The organism is Enterococcus sp. JNUCC 77, from assembly GCF_054819945.1.
Map to the genome: position 1 here is coordinate 1 of NZ_JBTHIG010000002.1, position 19194 is coordinate 19194.

Below are 19194 nucleotides of genomic sequence, written 5' to 3' on the forward strand. Positions count from 1 at the left end.
ATGGAAAAACATCAAGAATTAGAACGTGGACTAAAAAATCGCCATGTCCAATTAATCTCGATTGGTGGAGCAATTGGTACAGGTCTTTTTTTAGGTTCTGGAAAAACGATTCAATTAACAGGTCCATCTATTTTACTAACTTATGCCATTACTGGTGGTGTAATTTTTCTGGTGATGCGAGCATTAGGTGAATTAATGCTAACTAACTTGAAGTATCATTCTTTTTTAGATTTTGTAGCAGAATATTTAGGTACGAAAGTCGCTTTTGTTACTGGTTGGACTTATTGGTTTTGTTGGATTTCGATTGCCATGGCAGATTTAACCGCAACTGGTTTATATGTCCGTTATTGGTTACCAAATATTCCACAATGGCTTCCAGAAATGATTGCCTTGGTCATTTTACTTGGTTTAAATTTAGTGGCTGTCGGATTGTTTGGTGAGTTGGAATTTTGGTTTGCATTAATTAAAGTCGTCGCAATTATTGGTTTAATTATTGTTGGTGCATTTATGATTATCACCAGTTATAAAACAACAGCTGGTCATGTGACGGTAAGCAATTTGTGGAATCAGGGTGGTTTCTTTCCAAAAGGTGGCTCTGGATTTGTAAAATCATTTCAGATGGCAACCTTTGCCTTTGCTGGAGTGGAACTAGTTGGCTTGATTGGTGGTGAAACGAGTGATCCAGAAACGGTTTTACCTAAAGCGATCAACAATATTCCAGTTCGGATCATTTTGTTTTATTTGGGCTCATTATTTATGATTATGTCAATTTATCCTTGGCATAGTTTATCGGCAGATCAAAGTCCTTTTGTTCAAGTATTCTCCGAGATCGGGATTGTAGCAGCCGCATCGATTGTTAATATTGTCGTTTTGTCATCAGCTATGTCTGCTTGCAATAGTGCTATTTACAGTACCGGTAGAATGATTCGCTCTTTAGCACAGGAAGGCAGTGCACCAAAACAGTTTAAACAATTAACTAGCCACCGTGTTCCAGGTAGAGCACTATTGTTTTCAACGGTTATTATTTTCTTTGCTGTCGTGTTAAATTTCTTTTTACCTAGTCAAGTCTTCACCTTAATCAGCTCAGTTGCAACCATTTGTTTCTTATTTATTTGGGGAATTATTGTTTATACTCATATGATGTATCGCAAGAAAAATCCAGCGGCAGCTGCTCAGCATCACTTTAAATTACCTTTCTTTCCTTATTCGACTTATTTGATTTTTGCCTTTTTACTTTTCGTATTGGTTGCTTTAACATTGCAGACAGATACCTTAGAAGCTTTAATTTTTACTCCTTTGTGGTTTATTTTATTATTACTGATTTATCGCTTTAAATTCTCCAAGAGATAACTCTATATTCTTAAAAATTTTATTATAATTTGAACTCATCATTTAGAAAAAGTTATTTAAACTTAAAAACCACTAATCAAATTTGATTAGTGGTTTATTTTTTGAATAAATTTTTCTAAACGTCGAATGGCTTCCTTCAGTTCATCTAACGAATAAGCGTAAGACAAACGCAGGTAACCTTCTCCAGATTCTCCAAAAGCACTTCCAGGGACCACTGCTAGTTTTTCTTCCTCCAATAAACGGATTGCAAAATCTTCGCTACTCAAACCAAATTGACTAATTTGAGGAAATAAATAAAATGCACCTTCAGCTTTATAGCAAGGCAAACCCATATTAGTTAAGGCGTAATGCAAATAATTACGCCGTTCTTCATAAGATAACCGCATGTTTTCAACTGTGTCATGCCAATCCTTTAAACCTTCTAAGGCTGCATACTGACTAGCAGTAGGTGCTGCCATAATCGTATATTGATGAACTTTTAACATCTCTTGGATGAATATTTCAGGCCCAGCGACAAAACCTAAACGCCAACCAGTCATAGCAAAAGCTTTTGAAAAGCCATTAATGACAATTGTACGCTCCCTCATCCCCGGTAGACTAGCAATGCTAACAAAACTACCATCATAGATTAATTCTGCATAAATCTCATCCGAAACTACTAATAAATCATGTTTCTTCACTACATCAGCAATTTTAATTAACGCCTCTTTAGGCATAATTGCACCCGTTGGATTATTGGGATAAGACAACATCAAAATTTTACTTTTAGGTGTAATGGCCGCTTCCAATTCCTCAGCAGTCAACTGAAACTGATTCTCCATCTGTAAATCAATCGTAACTGCTTTCCCACCAACAAGTTCAGTAATCGGTTTGTAGCAAACAAAACTTGGTTCCGGAATAATCACTTCATCTCCTGGATCCAAAAATACGCGAAAAGCCAGATCAATCGCTTCGCTACCTCCCACAGTCACAATAATTTCTGATTCTGGTTGATAGTTTACTCCCACTCTTTCATTTAAATAATCATTAATTCTCTTGCGTAACGGTAGTAAACCTGCATTTGCAGTATAAAAAGTTCGACCTTCCCGCAACGAATTAATGGCCACTTCAGTCATTTGACGCGGCGTATCAAAATCTGGTTCCCCCACGCCTAAAGAAATCGCATCCGGTTGTTCTGAAACAATATCAAAAAACTTACGAATGCCTGAAGGCTTGATATTAGTCATTCGTTTCGCTAAAAAATCTCTCATGGACTCACCCGCATTCGTGGATCGTTGTCGTTTCCTGTTAAATCAATACCCCATTCTTTATATTTATCTAACAAGAAATGTGTCCGTGTCCCAGAAACTTCGGGAATGGAGGCTAAGTTCGTTGAAATGAAACGAGAAATATCCTTTATATTTCGTCCTTGCAATAACACGATAAAATCAAAACCACCACTTATAAAAAACAGTGATTCAACTTCTTGATAACTTTTAATTTGCTGGGCGACTTTGCGATAACCATCCTCACCGGTAGGTACCATTGAGACCTCCACTAATGCTTCGATCCAATCATCCTCTACTTTATCCCAATTAACTAAAGCTCGATAACCAGCAATAATCTTATTCTCTTCTAACCGCTTCAATTCAGCCGCAACTATGGGCTCTTCTAAGCCCAACATAATTGCTACTTCTGCAACATTTAAGCGACAATCTTTTTCAATAATTTTTAGTAATTGACGTTGTTTTGCTTTCTCCATTGAAAAACCTTCTCTCATCATAAACTCATAAAATTAATCACTTGTTTATTATTTATGAAATACTTCCCAGTGTCAAATTTTTCTCAAAAATTAGTTGTTTTCCCGAAAATAATCTATTCAATTACATCAATTCATAGTACAATTGATTTAAATCGGTCATAGAAGGAGTCATTCATGGAAACAGTCGTTGAACTATTTATTGAAAAACAAAAAAAACGTTTAGCTGAAGGTAAAATTCAGCAAGAAGAATATGAAGCCTTTTTAGATGGGGTAAATGATGCTTTATCCTTTTTGGAAATGCATTATGAAAATGGTTCAGAAACCGTTGAAAAGTCTGATAAAAAACCCCGTACTTTTAATGAAATCGAAGAGAGATATCAAAAAATGCGTGAAGTTGCAATGTATAAAAACAGCTTTTTACGCGTTTCAGATATTGCAAGGCACACTGGTCAAATGACTGATGATTTGAAAAAAATCTCTAAAACTATTTCAAATGAACTATAAAATAACCGCCAAGAGTAATTTAAAGAATTACTCTTGGCGGTTTTCTTTAGCCTTTAATCAATATTTCATTGTAAAATGCTTGCCCAACTTCTTTTAATTGATCTTTCTTTTGAAAGCTGCCAGCAAACCATGGCGGCATCGGTTCTGAAATATTTCCATAAACGGCAATTAATGTTTGAATAAAAAGCTCACTGTCTAATTTTTTGATGGCTTTTTGCAACTGACGCATTGGCTCAAGTAAATCAGCCTGGCGACCTTCCGCTTTATATTTACGATAAATTTTTTGTCCTTCTTTTTGCGCTAAAGCAAACAACGGCTGCTCACCACTTAAAGTTTGAAGGGATTCCTGTTTATAACGATCAGCTTGCTGCTGCCACTGCAATAATTCTTTATAGACAATTTCAATCTTTTTATCAGCAACTGTTGCTAAAGCTGCATAAAAGTCAATTGGTAATTTTTCTACTCGTCGCTCTCGTTTAATCCAAGTAGCTAAAGTTGATTGGGGAATGCCCGCAATTTGACCAAATTGTTCGACGGTAATTCCTAAATCACGACGAATATACATTTTTATTGGGTGTTCTATTTGCGTGGGTCGAAACATTTATTCACCTTATTTCTTTTGCGATATTTTTATTTTATTATAGCACATAAACAAAGAAGCGTAAAAATTACGCTCCCCGATTTTTTCTTTTTGGTGGAAATTTTCCTCTTTGTGCTAATTTTTGACTCATTCTATCTAAATTTCGGAGTTCATTTTCGATTTTATGTTGATCTTTAGGATTCATTTCATTGGCTAGCTGCTTTTTACGTTCAGCAATATCAACATGTAAACGTTGTTGCCATTCGTTGATGACTGCTTGAAATTTTTCAGGATCATTTTGTGTGCTACTATCCTTTAGCGAATCCCGCAGAAAACGACCATACCGTTGTATATTGTTCCCAACTATTTCCTTACGATTTTGATAATATTGATTTTGCTCGTCTTGATCTAAAGTATCGACAAAATTATTTTCTTCTCGATCAATCATATTTTGTAGAAAAGCCATAATTGGCATAATTAGATAAACAATCAATGCTGTTCTCACAAAAAACCAGCTAAAAATCAGCAGACAAACCAATACAATCATGGTAAACATATCTTGGCGGTCTAGCTCTTGTTTGCGCCGCGTCCGTTGTTGCCCATTCAATATTTGTAATTCCAAACTAGCATTCAAGCGTCGCGAAATCAACGTGACAATAAAGGTCAAAACACCGTAAATAATAATTGTTTGACGAGTCGTATCTTCAATTAATAACCGAGTAGCAGAAGGTACTAGTGATAAGGTAAATAGCATCATTAAATAAACTACCAAGGTTCGATTTTTTACTTCAGTAATCCGATTAAAGCTATAAGCACCTTGAAACCAGATATTCGCCACAAAACAAAAACTAATAAAATATATCCCAATCGCTCTCAGCAATTCAGTCATATTCACAGCACCATTAGCAAAATATTTAACCGGCAGCTCTAAAACCATAATGGTTAGAATAATCGCAATGATCGCATCGCCAAAAACAACAACTCTTTCTTTCATTTTTCCACTTCCTCTTTTGAATTCTCTTTTATTGTACTGGAAAATTCGCAAAAGACTAAATGAAACGATGACGGTAGATACGGCTGGGATTTTGTGTCTCTTCTGGTTGTGCCAAAGTGTAAAATTCCCACTGGTATTTTTCATAAAATGCTTGATGGTCAGTCAATAAATACAGCGTTTCAATCCCCTGATTTTTCATATCCTGACAAACAAAATCTAACATTTCACCAGCAATCCCTTGGTTACGATACCCCTCTTCAACATACAAGCTACAAATATTTGGCTTCAAATCTTGACGGTCGTGGAAGTCATTTTCAATCACACCAATACCGGCGATCATTTTATTTTTCGAAAACATGCCATACCATTGAGGGACTGCTGTTTTACCAATGATACTTGTCTCAATACTTTCTAAATAAGCTTCTAACGGCACACCCCATTTATGATGAAACCAATTGGCAGCTAATCCTGTTAATTCAGGATGATCTTTTATTTTTATGATTTCTCGCATTTTTGCTCCTTTAAATTTCTTCACTCCATTTAAGATACGTCACCAGTTCTACATATTGGATTTGTTCTAGCAAGATTGTTTGAAAATGATCTATCTCTTCAACCAGGTATATGGTTTGTTGATCAATTCCAGCGATCACACCAATTAGATCAGCTTCTGGTTGGCCCTCAGAGTTTAAAAAAGCCAATTGTAATCGAACTTTTTGCTGATCCGTATAAGCTTGATTTAATATTTTACCGATTGCTTCGTCACTCATTATTTCTCGTCGCTGCCATATTTCATGACGATCTTTTTCTTCTTTATTCATCTCAGCCGTATGCTCACTTAGATAAAAACCGAGCCACTTCGCCATTTTACGATCATCATAATTGCGAACATAGGGATCTGGATGATATGACATGAACGCTTCTCCCATCTTTATCACCTCTTTAAAAATAAGTTGCGAACGTACGTTCTCATTGTAACTTATTTTTAAAAACATCGCCAACAAAAATCACCATCGGTAAATAATTAAAGAAAAAGCTAACTCGTTGCCACAATCCTACCAAATGGAGAAACGGTACATTTAGTTGAGCCAAACCATAAATTGCACCAAATAAAAGACTAATAGCAAAGAGTAGCTGATATTTCCTGACTTTTTTTAGTTCTCCTTGTTTTTGATAAAGTAATATCAAAATTAATGGGAATAGAAAAAAACCTGCATAGCCGATGCCCGAGCCAATATTATGAATCCAAGTAGATAAGTTCCATGTTGCTGCTTCTTCATTAATACTAAAAAGCCCCGTAAAAATACAGTCACCAATTCCATACAACGCAACTGACAAAGCTAACAAACTCGCCAAACCAACCGAAGTCTTGCGAAAATAATGAAAGACAGCTGGGACTGCCAAAACAAATAAAATACCCGAAATCACTGACCAAATTAAAAAAGGAGTACGCACTGGACTACTGACATCGCCAAAAGCGCTCATTACATCTTTCATTTGATGGATATTTGGTGCAAATAATCCCAATCCATAAGGTGTCAAAAAATCACTGATCACTGCTAACAATAAAAATATCATACCTTTTCTCACACATTTCCCTCCAATTAAAAAAAACGAAGGTCTCCCCTTCGTTTAATTTATTTTTTTAGCTTAACGATCAATAAACCAACAATAAAACCGACAAAGGCTGGAACAACCCAACCCATTCCCAAATTAAATAATGGTAAATATTGCTTAGCAAAGTTCAATAATGTCTGAACCCAAGATAAGTTGACGATCACACTCGGACTAGCAGCTAAACCATCTAATATCGCCGCAATTAGTGTAAAAATAGTCGTCATTTGATAAACAATCGGACGATTTTTAAATAACGGACCGATAATTGCTAATAAAATTAAAGTCATCGCTAAGGGATAAACAAACATCAAGACTGGCAACGAAATTTCAATAATCTTTGTTAAACCAATATTGGCAAATAAACAAGGTAAAACACTAGCAAAAACAATAAAGAATTGATAACTTCTTTTTGGAAAGATTTCAACAAAAGTTTCGGAAAAAGCCGTCACTAAACCGATTGCTGTTTTTAAACAAGCGGAAATAACAATTAATGCTAACAAAATACTACCAATTGTACCTAAATAATGATTGGCAATTTGGGCTAAAGCAATTCCTCCATTTTCACTAATCGGAAATTTTCCCAAACTCATCGCACCTAAATAAGCTAATAAAGTATAGATAATTCCCATTAATATCACACTAATCGTCCCTGCTTTAATTGTATCTTTGGCAATTTGGCTAGGTTTCTCAATACCCATTGAACGAATCGTGGTAACAATAATAATTCCAAAGGCTAATGATGCCAATGCATCTAAGGTATTGTACCCTTCAATAAAACCTTTTAAAAAAGTTGCGGATTGATAATCTGGCTGTACTGGTGCCGTAGCAATCGGTCCTAATGGTCGTGTAAATCCTAAAAACAATAAAAATCCCAGTAAAATTAAAAAAATTGGATTAAGAAACTTACCAACATAATCTAAAATTTTGGTAGGTTTTCGGGAAAAGAACCAAGTGGCCACGAAAAATAAAATACTAAAAATAGCTAACGCAATTTTTGAATGTTCTCCTGAAGTAAAAGGTGCGATACCAATCTCAAAGGAAGTCGTTGCCAAACGGGGTAAAGCAAAAAATGGACCAATCACTAAATAAATTAAGATGGTGAAAATAATTGCATATTTGCGATTAATACGTGAAGCTAAATCTAATAGCCCCTCACTTTGAGATGCTCCAATAGCGATAATTCCTAAAAAAGGTAGACCGATGCCAGTAACTAAGAAACCTAAATTTGCTAAAAAAACTTTACTGCCAGCTAATTGACCCATGTTCACAGGGAAAATCAAATTCCCAGCACCAAAAAACAAACCAAATAACATTGAACCAATAAATAAATAATGCTTAAGTGATAATTTTTTCTCCATAAAATATCTCCTACTATTTGAAAAATATCTGAAACTATTCTCCATTGTAGCTGAATCATCGATTTTTTTCACTTCATAAGGTAAATTTAGGCAAAAAAAAAATGAAGGTCATAATGACCTTCACTTAAAAGTTTAAATTAAGCTTTAACAATGTTAGTTGCTTGAGGGCCACGTTGACCATCTTCAACATCGTAAGTTACTGCTTGACCTTCGTCTAAAGTTTTGAAACCGTCACCTTGGATAGCTGAAAAATGAGCGAATACGTCATTTCCATCTTCACCAGTGATAAATCCAAAGCCTTTGTCAGGGTTAAACCATTTTACTGTACCGTTATTCATATTGTAGTACCTCCAAATACACATCTAATGTGCTTATTTGCAATACATTGAGAAGTGTAAAAAGAAGTCGAAACTTGCTAAATTAAAAAACACATCAAAACTATTACTTTCATACCATAACACGCCTGTTATCCAATAGCAACATAATTATTATAAAAAGAGCATTTTCGCGCTATTTTATTAAGTTTCCAATAATTTTATGAAAAATTTCAAGTAATCTCAGATTTATTGACTACTTAAAAAAATTGTATACTCACAATTTTTCACTTGGGAATCAACCTTTAATTGAATTGCGCTATCAGGAATTGTCTGACTTTTTTTTGGCATCATCAAATCCCAACCCCAAAAAAAGATTACCGTAATACCAATGATTACCAACAAACGATGGCTTTTTTTCATAATTCCCTCCTATTTCCGATAAGATGCAATAACTTGATTCAATTGCTGCATAGTGGTCATCAAATCTTGATATCGCGCAATCAAATGTTGCTGCGCTTCTTCTAATAACTCCTTTTGCCAATCATCTGTAAAAGGGCCTAAACGATATAAAAAGTTATAATCCAATAAAACTTCTAGCGGTACCTCATTCGCCAATAATTGTTTCATTAAATGAATCCATTTAATGTCCTTCGAACTATAATTTCGGCTACCATCTGGATTTCGTTTGATTGTTCCTGTCAAACCAATTCGTTCATAATGTCTTAACAGGCTAGGGCTTAATTGAGTCTCTTGTGCTGCTTCAGAAATTTTCATCCCTTAGCCTCCTTTATTATTCCACTTGATATCTTAACCATAACGCATCATCTGCTAACACTTTGCTTTCTATTAATTTAAAATCAGCAAATTTCTTTCCATCAGCCTGACCTCCGATAGCATTAAAAAGTGAAGGCGTATCTGGATTTCCATCAGCAACTGGGGCTAAAACAAGACTTAATTCATCGCAAACACCCGCTTGAATAAATGACCAATTAATTACACCACCACCACCTAACATAATGCTGTCTAATTGAAAATACGTTTGTAACTTATCAATCGTCACTTGCGGATCAATCGTTTCTTTTCCAGCAATGATATACGGAATATCTAGTTCTCGTAAAAAAGCTTTGTATTGTTCGCTAACCCTTTCTGTTAATACTTCGATGACTGTTGCGACCGTTTCTCGATAACTAATTGTATTTTTTTCCCAACCTAATTTGCCTGAAGGATCCAAAGAGATGTAATACATTTCTGCCCCAACTTGGCTAATAAAATCACCTGCGGGGACAGGTTGATAATTTGCCGATAAAGCTGGTTCTTTATAAAAAGTAAAGTTGTCGTCTGACGTAACTCGACCAGAAAGCCAGCCTTGGTTTTTGTAATAAGGATCTTTCCCGAAGGCAATATTGTAGAATTGAAGACTAGCAGATTTGGCTTTTTCACTCTTAAAAAAATCGCCGGTAATTTTTCCATCTAATGATGTTAACATGTGGCAAAAGATAAATGGTCGTGTCATGATTATTCCTCCTAAATATGATTTTTCTCATTTCTATGTTTAGATTCTACAACTTAAAGTCGACTTTAAGGCAATCCATTAGTTTCATTCCTTAATTAAATTTTAATCAAACCGTTTTTTTGAAAATTTTTAACAAATAAAAGAAAACGTGCTTTCTTATAGGACTTTTCTAATTTCCAAGTTTTTCTACGACTTTAGTCCTATTTTCTTTTACAAAAGTTTCGCCATACTACCTTTCAAAGGAGGTGAAAACAAATGGAACAGATTTTAGCCATCGCTGTGATTGCATTTATTTTGTATTTTGCAATCCGCATGGGATCCTTGCTGTGGCGCGTTGCTGGCGTATTAATCGTCCTTTATTTAGTCGTCAACTACCATGAAGTTGCTTTAAATCAGTTGGAAAATTTTGTGGTAAATCCCGATTTCGCTGTATTGTGGGATAAAATCTCGCTCGCTGCTTCAGGGATTTGGACACAAGTGACCGGACTGTTTCAAGGGGTTAGCGCTTAGTCACTAGGAGTAGAAAAATATTGTTAGGAATTGTGCCACTAAAGATAAGCTGTTGAGTATTTCGGCTGAATTTATTTTTAGTGGCTTTTTGCTTGCCTTAATGTCCAGTTTAAGTGTTAGGCTTGTTTTAACAAATACAGAAAGAAGGATCTAATATGTTAAAAGAAACGTACACTCTTTCCAATGAAGTAAAAATTCCAAAAATTGGTTTTGGTACTTGGATGATTCCTGACGAAAAAGCTGAAAAAGCAGTGATTGAAGCAATCGAAGTTGGTTATCGTCATATCGATACAGCCCAAGCTTATGAAAATGAAGTTGGAGTAGGCGCTGGCATTCGTCATTCTGGGATTCCTAGAGAAGAACTTTTCTTAACGACGAAATTGGCAGCAGAAATTAAAAATTATGACGGTGCAGTTGCCGCAATCGAAGAATCTTTGAACAAATTAGCTATTGGTTATATCGATTTAATGATTATCCATTCTCCTAAGCCTTGGGCAAATTTCCAAGAGGAGGCTAATCATTATTTTGATGGCAACTTGGCTGCTTGGAAGGCCTTAGAAGAAGCATATGAAGTAGGGAAAATTAAAGCAATTGGTGTTTCAAATTTTGAACAAATTGATTTAGAAAACATCATCAACAATGGAAAAATTAAACCGATGGTTGATCAAGTCTTGGCTCATATCGGTCATACACCTGTTGCATTAATCGATTTTGCTCAAAAAAATGATATTTTGGTAGAAGCATACTCGCCCATTGCCCATGGTGAAATGATGAGTAATCCCGAAATCACGGCTTTAGCGGAAAAATATCAAGTATCAATTCCTCAATTAGCAGTACGATACTTGTTGCAACTTGATTTATTGCCATTACCAAAAACAGAAAAAATTGCTCACATGAAAAACAATGCCGATGTTGATTTTGAAATTTCAGCTGAAGATATGGCGACTTTAAAGAATATCGGTAAAATTGATTATGGTTCTAGCACTGACATTCCTGTATTCCGTCGGGCAACTGATAAATAATCGTTAGGTTGTCTCTCCCTTCTTTTCTTGATACTATTATAAAAAAAGGAGCGTTAGATGACGAACACAAAAATATTCGAGATGTCCTTTGCGACAGTTTATCCTTTGTATGTTAAAAAAGCAGAAAGAAAAGGTCGTACTAAAACAGAAGTCGATCAAATTATTTGTTGGTTGACTGGTTTTACGCAACAACAATTAATGGCGCAACTTCAAGCTGAACATTCTTTCAGAGAGTTTTTCGCAGTAGCTCCGGAAATAAATCCAGACACGAAACTGATTAAAGGTGTGGTTTGTGGTGTGCGAGTGGAAGAAATTGAAGATCCTTTGATGCAAAAAATTCGCTATTTAGATAAAATGATTGATGAATTAGCAAAAGGCAAAACTATGGAAAAAATCTTACGAAAATAAAAAAACAGCCAAGAACGATTTTTGTCGTCTCTTGGCTGTTTTACTATCTAACTATTCTCTATTTTTTTTATCACCTTGCATGGTGAGCCGTAAGCTAAAACATTCTCTGGTACATCCTTTGTTACTAAACTACCAGCACCTATCACCGAATGGTCGCCAATTGTCACTCCTGGAAAAACAATTACATTGGCCCCTAACCAAACATTCTTACCAATCGTGACTGGTAAATTATATTGAGCATTTTTTAAACGTAGCTCTGGATTTAGAGGATGAGTTCCGGCAATCAAGGTTACATTGGGACCAATCATTGTATCGTCTCCAATAATAATTTTAGTGTCATCAACTAAAGTCAAATTAAAGTTACTATAGACTCTTTCACCAATAAAAGTATTTTTTCCCCAATTAGCATGAATTGGCTGCATTAAAGTCGTATCATTTCCTACACTGCCAAAGATTTTTTGTAATAAAGCTATTTTTTCGGTTTTTTTACTAGGCAGTAATTGATTGTATTGAAAGATCCAGTCGGTATATTGAACCTGTTCTTGATAAATTTCGGCATTTTCATAGTAGATTTCGCCACTATCCATGCGCCGTTTGATTTCTGCTGTATCCAAATAAAAACTCCTTTAGCTAAAACGGAAACTTTCACGTTCGATTAATTTTGAAGGAAAAGTTAGTACAACATTTTCGCTTCTTTCTTGATTAATTTTTTCTTTGGCCAAACGAACGGCAGCTTTTCCGATTTCTCGACTATTAATATTGACGGTTGTCAGATTAGGTGTTAAATATTCAGCGATTTCAATATTGTCAAAACTAACAATGACGATATCTTCACCGATTTTTTTCCCAGCTGACTGCAAGCTACGGTAGACACCCACTGATAGTGGATCACTTCCAACTAAAATTGCAGTCGGAAGATTCTCGCCATTTTCTGATAATAGCTCATCCATCATTCGTTTACCTTCCAAAGGTTCCCATAATCCTAATTTGTAATCAATATTTTGCTTTAACCCTTGTTCGTACATAAACTGTTTATACACCCGTAATCTTTTTTCATTTTCGTTATATTCTTTTTCCCCAAATTCATTCATATCAATATTGTAACCGCCGATATAAGCAATTTTTTTATGACCTGCGGCAATTAATAGTGATAAAATTTTTTGTGTCATTCGTTCAAAGTCAGCATAAACTAAATCCACATCGGCTTGAATGTCAGGATTATCCACCACGACAATATTTTTATTTTGTGACATTAACTTTTGAATTGATTTTTCTTGGACCGAACCAATAATAATAATGCCACCTAAATGATCAAAGTCTTTCCATTCTTGCGGGTCGTCCTCAGCTAAATAATAAGTTCGATTCATACCTAAGTGTAGTCGACGCGCTTCTTCTTTGATTCCTGCCCGTAATTGACTGAAATAAGGGTCATCTAGTTCTTTTTTTCGATCAATAGTGGAAATTAAACCGAGAGATGGCAACTTTTTCTTTTCATATTTACGTTTACTAATATCGTAATTTAAATCTTTCACTGCGGATAAAATCCGAGTCTTCGTCTCATCAGAAATTGATAATGTTTGATCTTGATTTAAAAAACGAGATACTGTACCGGGACTAACATTTGCCTTTCGAGCAACATCACGGATACCAACCATTTTTTCCACCTCACCTGTTTGATAACTAAATTTTACCACAGATGATCGCAAAGTTATTTAGACTTCACGGTTTTAGTTAGTTGGTTTTTTTGAAAAAAACCCATATCTCTCACGATAAAAGCAATCAATATCCCAATAATAATGAAAAACAACGCGATAAATGGAGCAAAAATACTTTCTGATCCAGTAACCTTTTGTAAAATACTCAAACCAAATGGTGCTAAGAAATTTCCTAAGTTACAACCGATTAAAATAATCGAAGTGGCAATATTCATTTTGCTAGCAGGAGCATAACTGTTTAATGAGTTATAAATAAATGGAAAAATCAAACTTCCAGGAATCCCACTAATAAAGTACCCAACTAATAATAGAGCAAAATTACCATTGGATAAGCCAATTAATAAAGTCGCAATTGCTAATAAAATCAAGCCTAAATGCAGACACTTTTCTCCTAAAATTTGATTGATGCGCCCGAAAAATGTACCGGTAACAATCCCAATAATCGGCATCACCGCTAAAAAGTTAGAGGCATTGTAGTCCTCTCCTCGCATCGAAGTCACCATTGCTGGAAAACGAACGCCAATTGCAATAAAGGTCATCACTAAAAATAAAGCAAACAGCGCTAATAAAAAGACTGGTAATTGAATTTTTTCGTGAGATTGTCCTTGATCACTACTTTTTTCATGATCTTTTTCATCAATTTCTGGAACAAACATGGTGAATAAAATAAAGATTGGAAAAGCAATCGCATAAACACCGAAAGAAAATTTCCAACTGACACTTAGCAAAATACCTGCAGCAATCGTCATAACCGCACTCCCGATGTTTTCAGCTGCGCCTCTAAATCCTAGCAAAGTCGCCCGACGATTCACTTCATCTCTATACAACAAATTAATAATTGAAACTGCCAAAGAATTAAACAAACCAAATCCTGCACCTAAAATGAAGCGACTAACGATAATCATAGGGTAACTGGTTAGAAAAATTGGTGCAATCCCGCCGAATCCCACAAAAAGCAAACCAATTTGAACAGTCTTTTTAATCCCGATTTTTTTAGCAATTAGATTAGAAAGGATTACGAAAATTACGACCGCCAAGGCTGGCACAGTTGCCACCAGCTCTCCTTGAGTAGTTGTCATATTTAAACTATTGCGCATTTGTGGTAAAGCACCGTTAATGGCAGTTGCACTCGTCAATAAAATCGAAAGGGACAAAATCGCTGCTTGAGTAATAACCGAATTTCGTTTTTCCATTTTTAGTTTCCTCTTTTCTTAAAGTGAATCAGTTTCGTTTGGAAGTCGCCGTAAAAGTCAGGGAAATAGACACCGATCTGATTTAGCTCAGATCCAGAATAAATTTCTCCAGTCGCTTGGTCCTCGTATAAAAAGCCCTCTGCTAAACCTTTCAATCGTACCTCATTAAATACTGGCTGCGCGCTTGCTAAAGTACGAGCCATAAATAAAAGAGCTTCTGATTGATCTTCAGCCACAAATAACCAAGCTGTCGTATTGCCTTCAAAAGGACTAATCAAACGGATGAAGTTGCCGTATTGTACTAATGGACGTAAATCTTGATACACTTTAATTTGCTGCGTAATTTCATCTTTTTCTGCTTCACTTAACATCGTTAAATCTAATTCATAGCCTAAAACGCCAGACATGGCTACATCCCCGCGGGTTTTCAAAGAGGTCACACGACCAGTTTGATGATTTGGTACAGCAGAAACATGGGCCGTAATCGCGGACGTTGGATAGGCAATACTTGTGCCATATTGAATTTTTAAGCGTTCAATCGCATCTGTGTTATCGCTAGCCCAAGATTGCGGCATATAATATAAGAAACCGGCATCAAAACGTCCGCCACCACCAGAACAACCTTCCCACAAGATTTTAGGATATTTTTCCGTTAGGTTTTCCATCAACTCATAAACCCCTAAAATATAACGGTGAGCTGTTTCACCCTGTTGGTGACTTTCTAAAGCGACCGAATAAGTATCAGACATACTTCGATTCATATCCCATTTAATATAATCAATTTCAATCGTATTTAGGATCGCTTCCATTTGTTTTTGAATATTTTCACGCACTTCTTTGCGCCCCATATCCAACAAATGCTGATCCCGCGAACCAGATGGTGTCCGTCCAGGTACTTGCATCAAATAATCAGGATGTTCCTCATATAATTTAGAATCAATCGAGATCATTTCTGGCTCAAACCATAAACCGAATTTCAACTTTTTAGCATGAACATAATCAGCTACTGCTTTCAATCCTTTAGCCAATTTCCCTTCAAATTCAAACCAATCTCCTAAAGAAGAATCGTCGTTGTTTCGATGCCCAAACCAACCATCATCTAATACAAACATTTCTATTCCTAAATCAGCTGCCTCATCTACAATTGCTTCAATTTTTTCATTAGTAAAATCAAAATAAGTTGCTTCCCAGTTATTCACTAAAATTGGCCGTTCCGCATATTGATGCGCTCCTCGAGCTACTCTTTCTCTTAACAAATGATGGAAAGTATCACTCATTTTATTTAAACCGCTATCAGAATAGGCTAATAATACTTCAGGTGTTTGAAACTCCTGTTGTGTTTTCAATTCCCAAGAAAAATTATACTCATTTATACCAACAACTAAGCGTAATTGGTTAATCTGATCGACTTCTAATTCAAATGAATGATTACCTGAATAAACTAAGTGAACACCAATTACTTCACCATTAAATTCATTAGCATCTTCCTCCATTAAAGCGATAAAACTATTCATATGATGACTTGTTGCGCCTCGCCGACTTTCGAATCTTTTAATGCCAGCAGATAATTTCTCGCGATTAACTTGACGTTCTTGCACATGGGCTCCTGGTAAAGATAAAACATCTTGATATTTCCCTGAATTGGTTAAATCCAATTGCATAGATGCGATTTTTTCAATCGAAAGTGTTTGGTTCGTCAAGTTCCGGACTTTTACTGAACGGGCAATAACATTACGTTCGTTATATATGGTGTAAAACAAATCCAGATAAATTTCTTCAAAGCGATCCTTTAAAGTAATAGTTAAAGTACTCGCTTCATTTTCTTCGACGACATACGCTGCAGGTAGCCCCGCTAATACTGGTTTTCCAGCGGAAATCTTATACGAATGATAGCGTAAATCAGTTAAGTTTGCACCATTTTGTCGCTGAATAATACTTGCTGGGATGCGATAATCCATCGAACCATGACTAGAAAATTCTTGCGGTAAAGTATCTTTTGAGTAAGCCCTTTCTTCTTGTCCCGGTACATTACCAGAAAAACCCCGATCTCTTCTAGGATAATTTTTATGGTCATGGTATTGATTGACTTTTTTTCCAAAATAAATATGTGCCAACACACCTTCATCTTCAAGCTTCATAATGTAAGAGATTTCATTGTTCTTTAAATGGAAAATACCCTGTTCTTGGTCAAAAGTAATTAAATTGTGATTCATTGTCTTCCTCCTAGTAAACATTTTTATTTTAGTAATTGTTTACCTTATAATGTTTACTAAACACTTTTGTCAAGAGAAAAATCAAAAAAACTGCTAAATAATTTTAGCAGTTGAAGAATTAATAGATGGTTTCTATCTTTTTAGGGTGTAAATCAGGAATTTCTTTATCACTAATCAAATAATCAATCTCACTTAAATCCATTGATTGATACATGTACTTACTATCAAATTTATCGTGAGTAACTAGAACTGCAACTTTTTGTGCTTGCTTTCGAAAGGCTTTTTTAATCAAGGCCTCGCCTTCACTAGTTTCCGTCGCACCATAATCTAGCGAAAAACCACGACAACTAACAAAAGCAATGTCGACATTATAATTTAAAACATCAGCAAACGCCTTGGAGCCATTAATCGTTGCTCTTTTAGGGACAATTGAACCACCTAAAACAGAAATTTGCGCATTGGTAAATTCACTGAGCATCACCGCTGTTAATAAACCATTGGTAATAATACGTAATCCATCAAATTTAGCCAATAAATTGACAAGATGGAGACAAGTTGTTGAAGAATCAATAAACAAAATCATATCATCTTTTATTAAACCTTCCGCCAATTCTGCTACATACTTTTTATTTTTATCTTCATCTAGTTGGGCGATTTTCATCAAATAAGGCACATCGATCTTTTCATTATCAATAATCATTGCGCCGCCACGGGTTCGTCGGATTAAGCCATCATTTTCTAAATCAACTAAATCACGTTTAATCGTCGCTTCACTGTAATTCACCAACTCTTTTAGTTCATGGATGCTGGCAAATTGATTGATTTTCAAAAAATTTATAATCTCATTTTGCCGCGACTCCAGTGGATTCATCATTTGTTCCAACTCCCTTTGTTAATATAAAATAACCAAGCATTGACGTAGTTAGCCATAAACATGGAACTAGTTCAAATTTAAGCAAAACCTCAACTGGCTTGAATTGATAAATCGTTCCAGCTAAAGCTAAAGTAGCTAACATCCCAAAAAACATTGCCCCACCAATGTATTTTTTTCGTAAGTTTTGTTGCTTAATATAGATAACCATTAAACAAATCAAATGAGTGAATAGAAAAATCAAGCAAAAACTGATTATTCCTTGATTCAACCAGCTCATTTGAAATGCTTTTGCAGCTTCCTCAACTATTACAATACATATAGGATGAACAAAATAATAGTATTTAGATAATAGTTATCATTTTCCCCGTGTCAAATGATAGCTGCTTTGGAAAAAACAATAAACTGATAAACAGACAAAAACTGAAAGGAATTAGCATGAATAAAAAGTTCATATCTAATTTATCAACAGAATATAAGAGAATTCCTTCTAATACCATCATAGCAAAAAATAAGCCTGTCAAAAAAAATATTTGTCGATATCTTAAAAGTAATTTTTCCTGGTAGTCATAAATAAAAAATCCGATACCTACAAAGATCAACCCAAATAATAAACCACTTCTGGTGGTAAAAAATATTTGGATAACAATATCAAATAGTTCTTTTAACCAACCATTTGGTATCAGACCGTAGTATGTTTCGATGCTACCAAAACTATATAAAAATGTGGCTATAATCAACAGTAATTTATACGAGAAGTGTTTTAAAAATTTAGTAGCGATAAATAAAGATAAGATTAAGGCCGGAATATACCATAAGTGATAATAAGTTCCAACATGAATTAAGCCAAAAATCAAAGCCAATGGTAACAACTCTTTTGATAAGGTCAGATTTTGATGAAGCCAATCAAAGCCAATCGGAATAAAGATCACACTCCACCAAAGATAAGATTGAGTTAATCGTTTTAAATAAACTGGTAAATAGTTCCCATTGTTGTCCATTCCTCGTCTGACAAAATAAGCACTACTGATGAAAAAAACGGTACCGCCCAGCGACACAGAATATTTTTGACAAAATAATTGACTTCTGGCAAGCCACTGATTGGTTGACAATGCACACAAATCACTAAAATTGCCGCTATGTATTTTACTGAATCTAGCATTTTTCCGTTTATTTTATTTTCCAATTAAATCACTCTTTCCAGCTCATCTTCCTTCAATTTTAGCATTAAATTTTATAATTAAATATCATACTTAAGTCTAAAAAGCGCTGAAATTTTTAGATTTCAGCG

At 35.2% G+C, this 19194-nt stretch carries 25 protein-coding genes; 5 read left to right on the forward strand and 20 right to left on the reverse strand.

What is annotated here, in order from left to right:
• The coding region (locus tag ACVWNY_RS12790) for an amino acid permease (RefSeq protein WP_454072099.1) at positions 1 to 1350 on the forward strand (1350 nt) is incomplete at its 5' end.
• 86 nt (positions 1351 to 1436) lie between these two features.
• Here ACVWNY_RS12790 and ACVWNY_RS12795 read toward each other — a convergent pair.
• Both ACVWNY_RS12795 and ACVWNY_RS12800 read right to left on the reverse strand, forming a co-directional pair.
• Positions 1437 to 2600 carry an aminotransferase class I/II-fold pyridoxal phosphate-dependent enzyme gene (locus ACVWNY_RS12795; protein ID WP_438720516.1) on the reverse strand — a complete coding sequence of 388 codons (1164 nt, stop codon included), beginning with the start codon at positions 2598 to 2600 and terminating at the stop codon, positions 1437 to 1439.
• On the reverse strand, positions 2597 to 3091 hold the full coding sequence (locus ACVWNY_RS12800; protein ID WP_218325942.1) for an Lrp/AsnC family transcriptional regulator: 495 nt from the start codon (positions 3089 to 3091) through the stop codon (positions 2597 to 2599). Before ACVWNY_RS12800 ends, ACVWNY_RS12795 begins: the two co-directional genes overlap by 4 nt.
• 174 nt (positions 3092 to 3265) lie before the next feature.
• On the opposite strand from ACVWNY_RS12800, the gene ACVWNY_RS12805 reads away from it, so the two are divergent.
• Positions 3266 to 3595 (forward strand): hypothetical protein, encoded by a 330-nt coding sequence (locus ACVWNY_RS12805; RefSeq protein ID WP_218325943.1) that lies wholly within the window; start codon positions 3266 to 3268, stop codon positions 3593 to 3595.
• A gap of 46 nt (positions 3596 to 3641) precedes the next feature.
• On the opposite strand, the gene ACVWNY_RS12810 is transcribed toward ACVWNY_RS12805, so the two are convergent.
• The 10 genes from ACVWNY_RS12810 to ACVWNY_RS12855 all read right to left on the reverse strand — a co-directional run bounded on the left by ACVWNY_RS12810 (position 3642) and on the right by ACVWNY_RS12855 (position 9971).
• On the reverse strand, positions 3642 to 4196 hold the full coding sequence (locus tag ACVWNY_RS12810; protein WP_438720514.1) for a hypothetical protein: 555 nt from the start codon (positions 4194 to 4196) through the stop codon (positions 3642 to 3644).
• 67 nt (positions 4197 to 4263) lie between these two features.
• Complete coding sequence (locus ACVWNY_RS12815; protein ID WP_454072100.1) at positions 4264 to 5169, reverse strand: TMEM175 family protein; 906 nt, start codon at positions 5167 to 5169, stop codon at positions 4264 to 4266.
• Positions 5170 to 5224: 55 nt separating this feature from the next.
• The gene (locus ACVWNY_RS12820) at positions 5225 to 5680 is read right to left on the reverse strand and encodes a GNAT family N-acetyltransferase (RefSeq protein ID WP_454072101.1); all 456 of its coding nucleotides are present in this window, start codon (positions 5678 to 5680) and stop codon (positions 5225 to 5227) included.
• A 10-nt stretch (positions 5681 to 5690) separates the two neighbouring features.
• Positions 5691 to 6080 (reverse strand): hypothetical protein, encoded by a 390-nt coding sequence (locus ACVWNY_RS12825; RefSeq protein ID WP_218325947.1) that lies wholly within the window; start codon positions 6078 to 6080, stop codon positions 5691 to 5693.
• Positions 6081 to 6135: 55 nt separating this feature from the next.
• Positions 6136 to 6744, reverse strand: coding sequence for a DUF998 domain-containing protein (locus ACVWNY_RS12830; RefSeq protein ID WP_438721235.1), 609 nt, complete (start codon positions 6742 to 6744; stop codon positions 6136 to 6138).
• A gap of 59 nt (positions 6745 to 6803) precedes the next feature.
• Positions 6804 to 8141: a branched-chain amino acid transport system II carrier protein gene (gene brnQ, locus ACVWNY_RS12835; protein ID WP_218325948.1), complete on the reverse strand. Its 1338-nt coding sequence runs from the start codon at positions 8139 to 8141 to the stop codon at positions 6804 to 6806.
• Positions 8142 to 8278: 137 nt separating this feature from the next.
• The gene (locus ACVWNY_RS12840; protein WP_218325949.1) at positions 8279 to 8479 is read right to left on the reverse strand and encodes a cold-shock protein; all 201 of its coding nucleotides are present in this window, start codon (positions 8477 to 8479) and stop codon (positions 8279 to 8281) included.
• Positions 8480 to 8704: 225 nt separating this feature from the next.
• Positions 8705 to 8878 carry a hypothetical protein gene (locus tag ACVWNY_RS12845; protein ID WP_218325950.1) on the reverse strand — a complete coding sequence of 58 codons (174 nt, stop codon included), beginning with the start codon at positions 8876 to 8878 and terminating at the stop codon, positions 8705 to 8707.
• A gap of 9 nt (positions 8879 to 8887) precedes the next feature.
• Positions 8888 to 9232 carry a MerR family transcriptional regulator gene (locus ACVWNY_RS12850; RefSeq protein ID WP_218325951.1) on the reverse strand — a complete coding sequence of 115 codons (345 nt, stop codon included), beginning with the start codon at positions 9230 to 9232 and terminating at the stop codon, positions 8888 to 8890.
• A gap of 16 nt (positions 9233 to 9248) precedes the next feature.
• Positions 9249 to 9971 (reverse strand): dihydrofolate reductase family protein, encoded by a 723-nt coding sequence (locus ACVWNY_RS12855; protein ID WP_218325952.1) that lies wholly within the window; start codon positions 9969 to 9971, stop codon positions 9249 to 9251.
• Positions 9972 to 10226: 255 nt separating this feature from the next.
• Between ACVWNY_RS12855 and ACVWNY_RS12860 the strand changes: the two genes are divergently transcribed.
• The 3 genes from ACVWNY_RS12860 to ACVWNY_RS12870 all read left to right on the forward strand — a co-directional run bounded on the left by ACVWNY_RS12860 (position 10227) and on the right by ACVWNY_RS12870 (position 11911).
• Positions 10227 to 10481, forward strand: a complete 255-nt coding sequence (locus tag ACVWNY_RS12860) for a hypothetical protein (RefSeq protein WP_218325953.1) — start codon at positions 10227 to 10229, stop codon at positions 10479 to 10481.
• A 155-nt stretch (positions 10482 to 10636) separates the two neighbouring features.
• Positions 10637 to 11503: an aldo/keto reductase gene (locus tag ACVWNY_RS12865; protein ID WP_218325954.1), complete on the forward strand. Its 867-nt coding sequence runs from the start codon at positions 10637 to 10639 to the stop codon at positions 11501 to 11503.
• Positions 11504 to 11560: 57 nt separating this feature from the next.
• Entirely contained in the window at positions 11561 to 11911 is a 351-nt protein-coding gene (locus ACVWNY_RS12870) for a DUF2200 domain-containing protein (RefSeq protein WP_454072102.1), read from the forward strand.
• 47 nt (positions 11912 to 11958) lie between these two features.
• On the opposite strand, the gene ACVWNY_RS12875 is transcribed toward ACVWNY_RS12870, so the two are convergent.
• From ACVWNY_RS12875 to ACVWNY_RS12910, 8 genes are all read right to left on the reverse strand, one after another.
• Complete coding sequence (locus tag ACVWNY_RS12875) at positions 11959 to 12525, reverse strand: sugar O-acetyltransferase (RefSeq protein WP_246601454.1); 567 nt, start codon at positions 12523 to 12525, stop codon at positions 11959 to 11961.
• Between the two features lie 12 nt (positions 12526 to 12537).
• Positions 12538 to 13566, reverse strand: a complete 1029-nt coding sequence (locus ACVWNY_RS12880; protein ID WP_218325956.1) for a LacI family DNA-binding transcriptional regulator — start codon at positions 13564 to 13566, stop codon at positions 12538 to 12540.
• A 53-nt stretch (positions 13567 to 13619) separates the two neighbouring features.
• A complete protein-coding gene (locus tag ACVWNY_RS12885) occupies positions 13620 to 14819 on the reverse strand; it encodes an MFS transporter (protein WP_454072103.1) in 1200 nt (399 codons plus the stop codon).
• A 2-nt stretch (positions 14820 to 14821) separates the two neighbouring features.
• Positions 14822 to 17032, reverse strand: a complete 2211-nt coding sequence (locus ACVWNY_RS12890; RefSeq protein WP_454072104.1) for an alpha-galactosidase — start codon at positions 17030 to 17032, stop codon at positions 14822 to 14824.
• A gap of 118 nt (positions 17033 to 17150) precedes the next feature.
• Entirely contained in the window at positions 17151 to 17906 is a 756-nt protein-coding gene (locus ACVWNY_RS12895; RefSeq protein WP_218325959.1) for a DeoR/GlpR family DNA-binding transcription regulator, read from the reverse strand.
• On the reverse strand, positions 17875 to 18183 hold the full coding sequence (locus ACVWNY_RS12900) for a hypothetical protein (protein ID WP_461211736.1): 309 nt from the start codon (positions 18181 to 18183) through the stop codon (positions 17875 to 17877). The genes ACVWNY_RS12895 and ACVWNY_RS12900 overlap by 32 nt, the downstream gene beginning before the upstream one ends.
• Before the next feature lie 64 nt (positions 18184 to 18247).
• A complete protein-coding gene (locus ACVWNY_RS12905) occupies positions 18248 to 18961 on the reverse strand; it encodes an acyltransferase family protein (RefSeq protein ID WP_454072355.1) in 714 nt (237 codons plus the stop codon).
• Positions 18868 to 19089, reverse strand: coding sequence for a hypothetical protein (locus tag ACVWNY_RS12910; protein ID WP_454072356.1), 222 nt, complete (start codon positions 19087 to 19089; stop codon positions 18868 to 18870). Before ACVWNY_RS12910 ends, ACVWNY_RS12905 begins: the two co-directional genes overlap by 94 nt.
• Positions 19090 to 19194 lie beyond the last annotated feature (105 nt).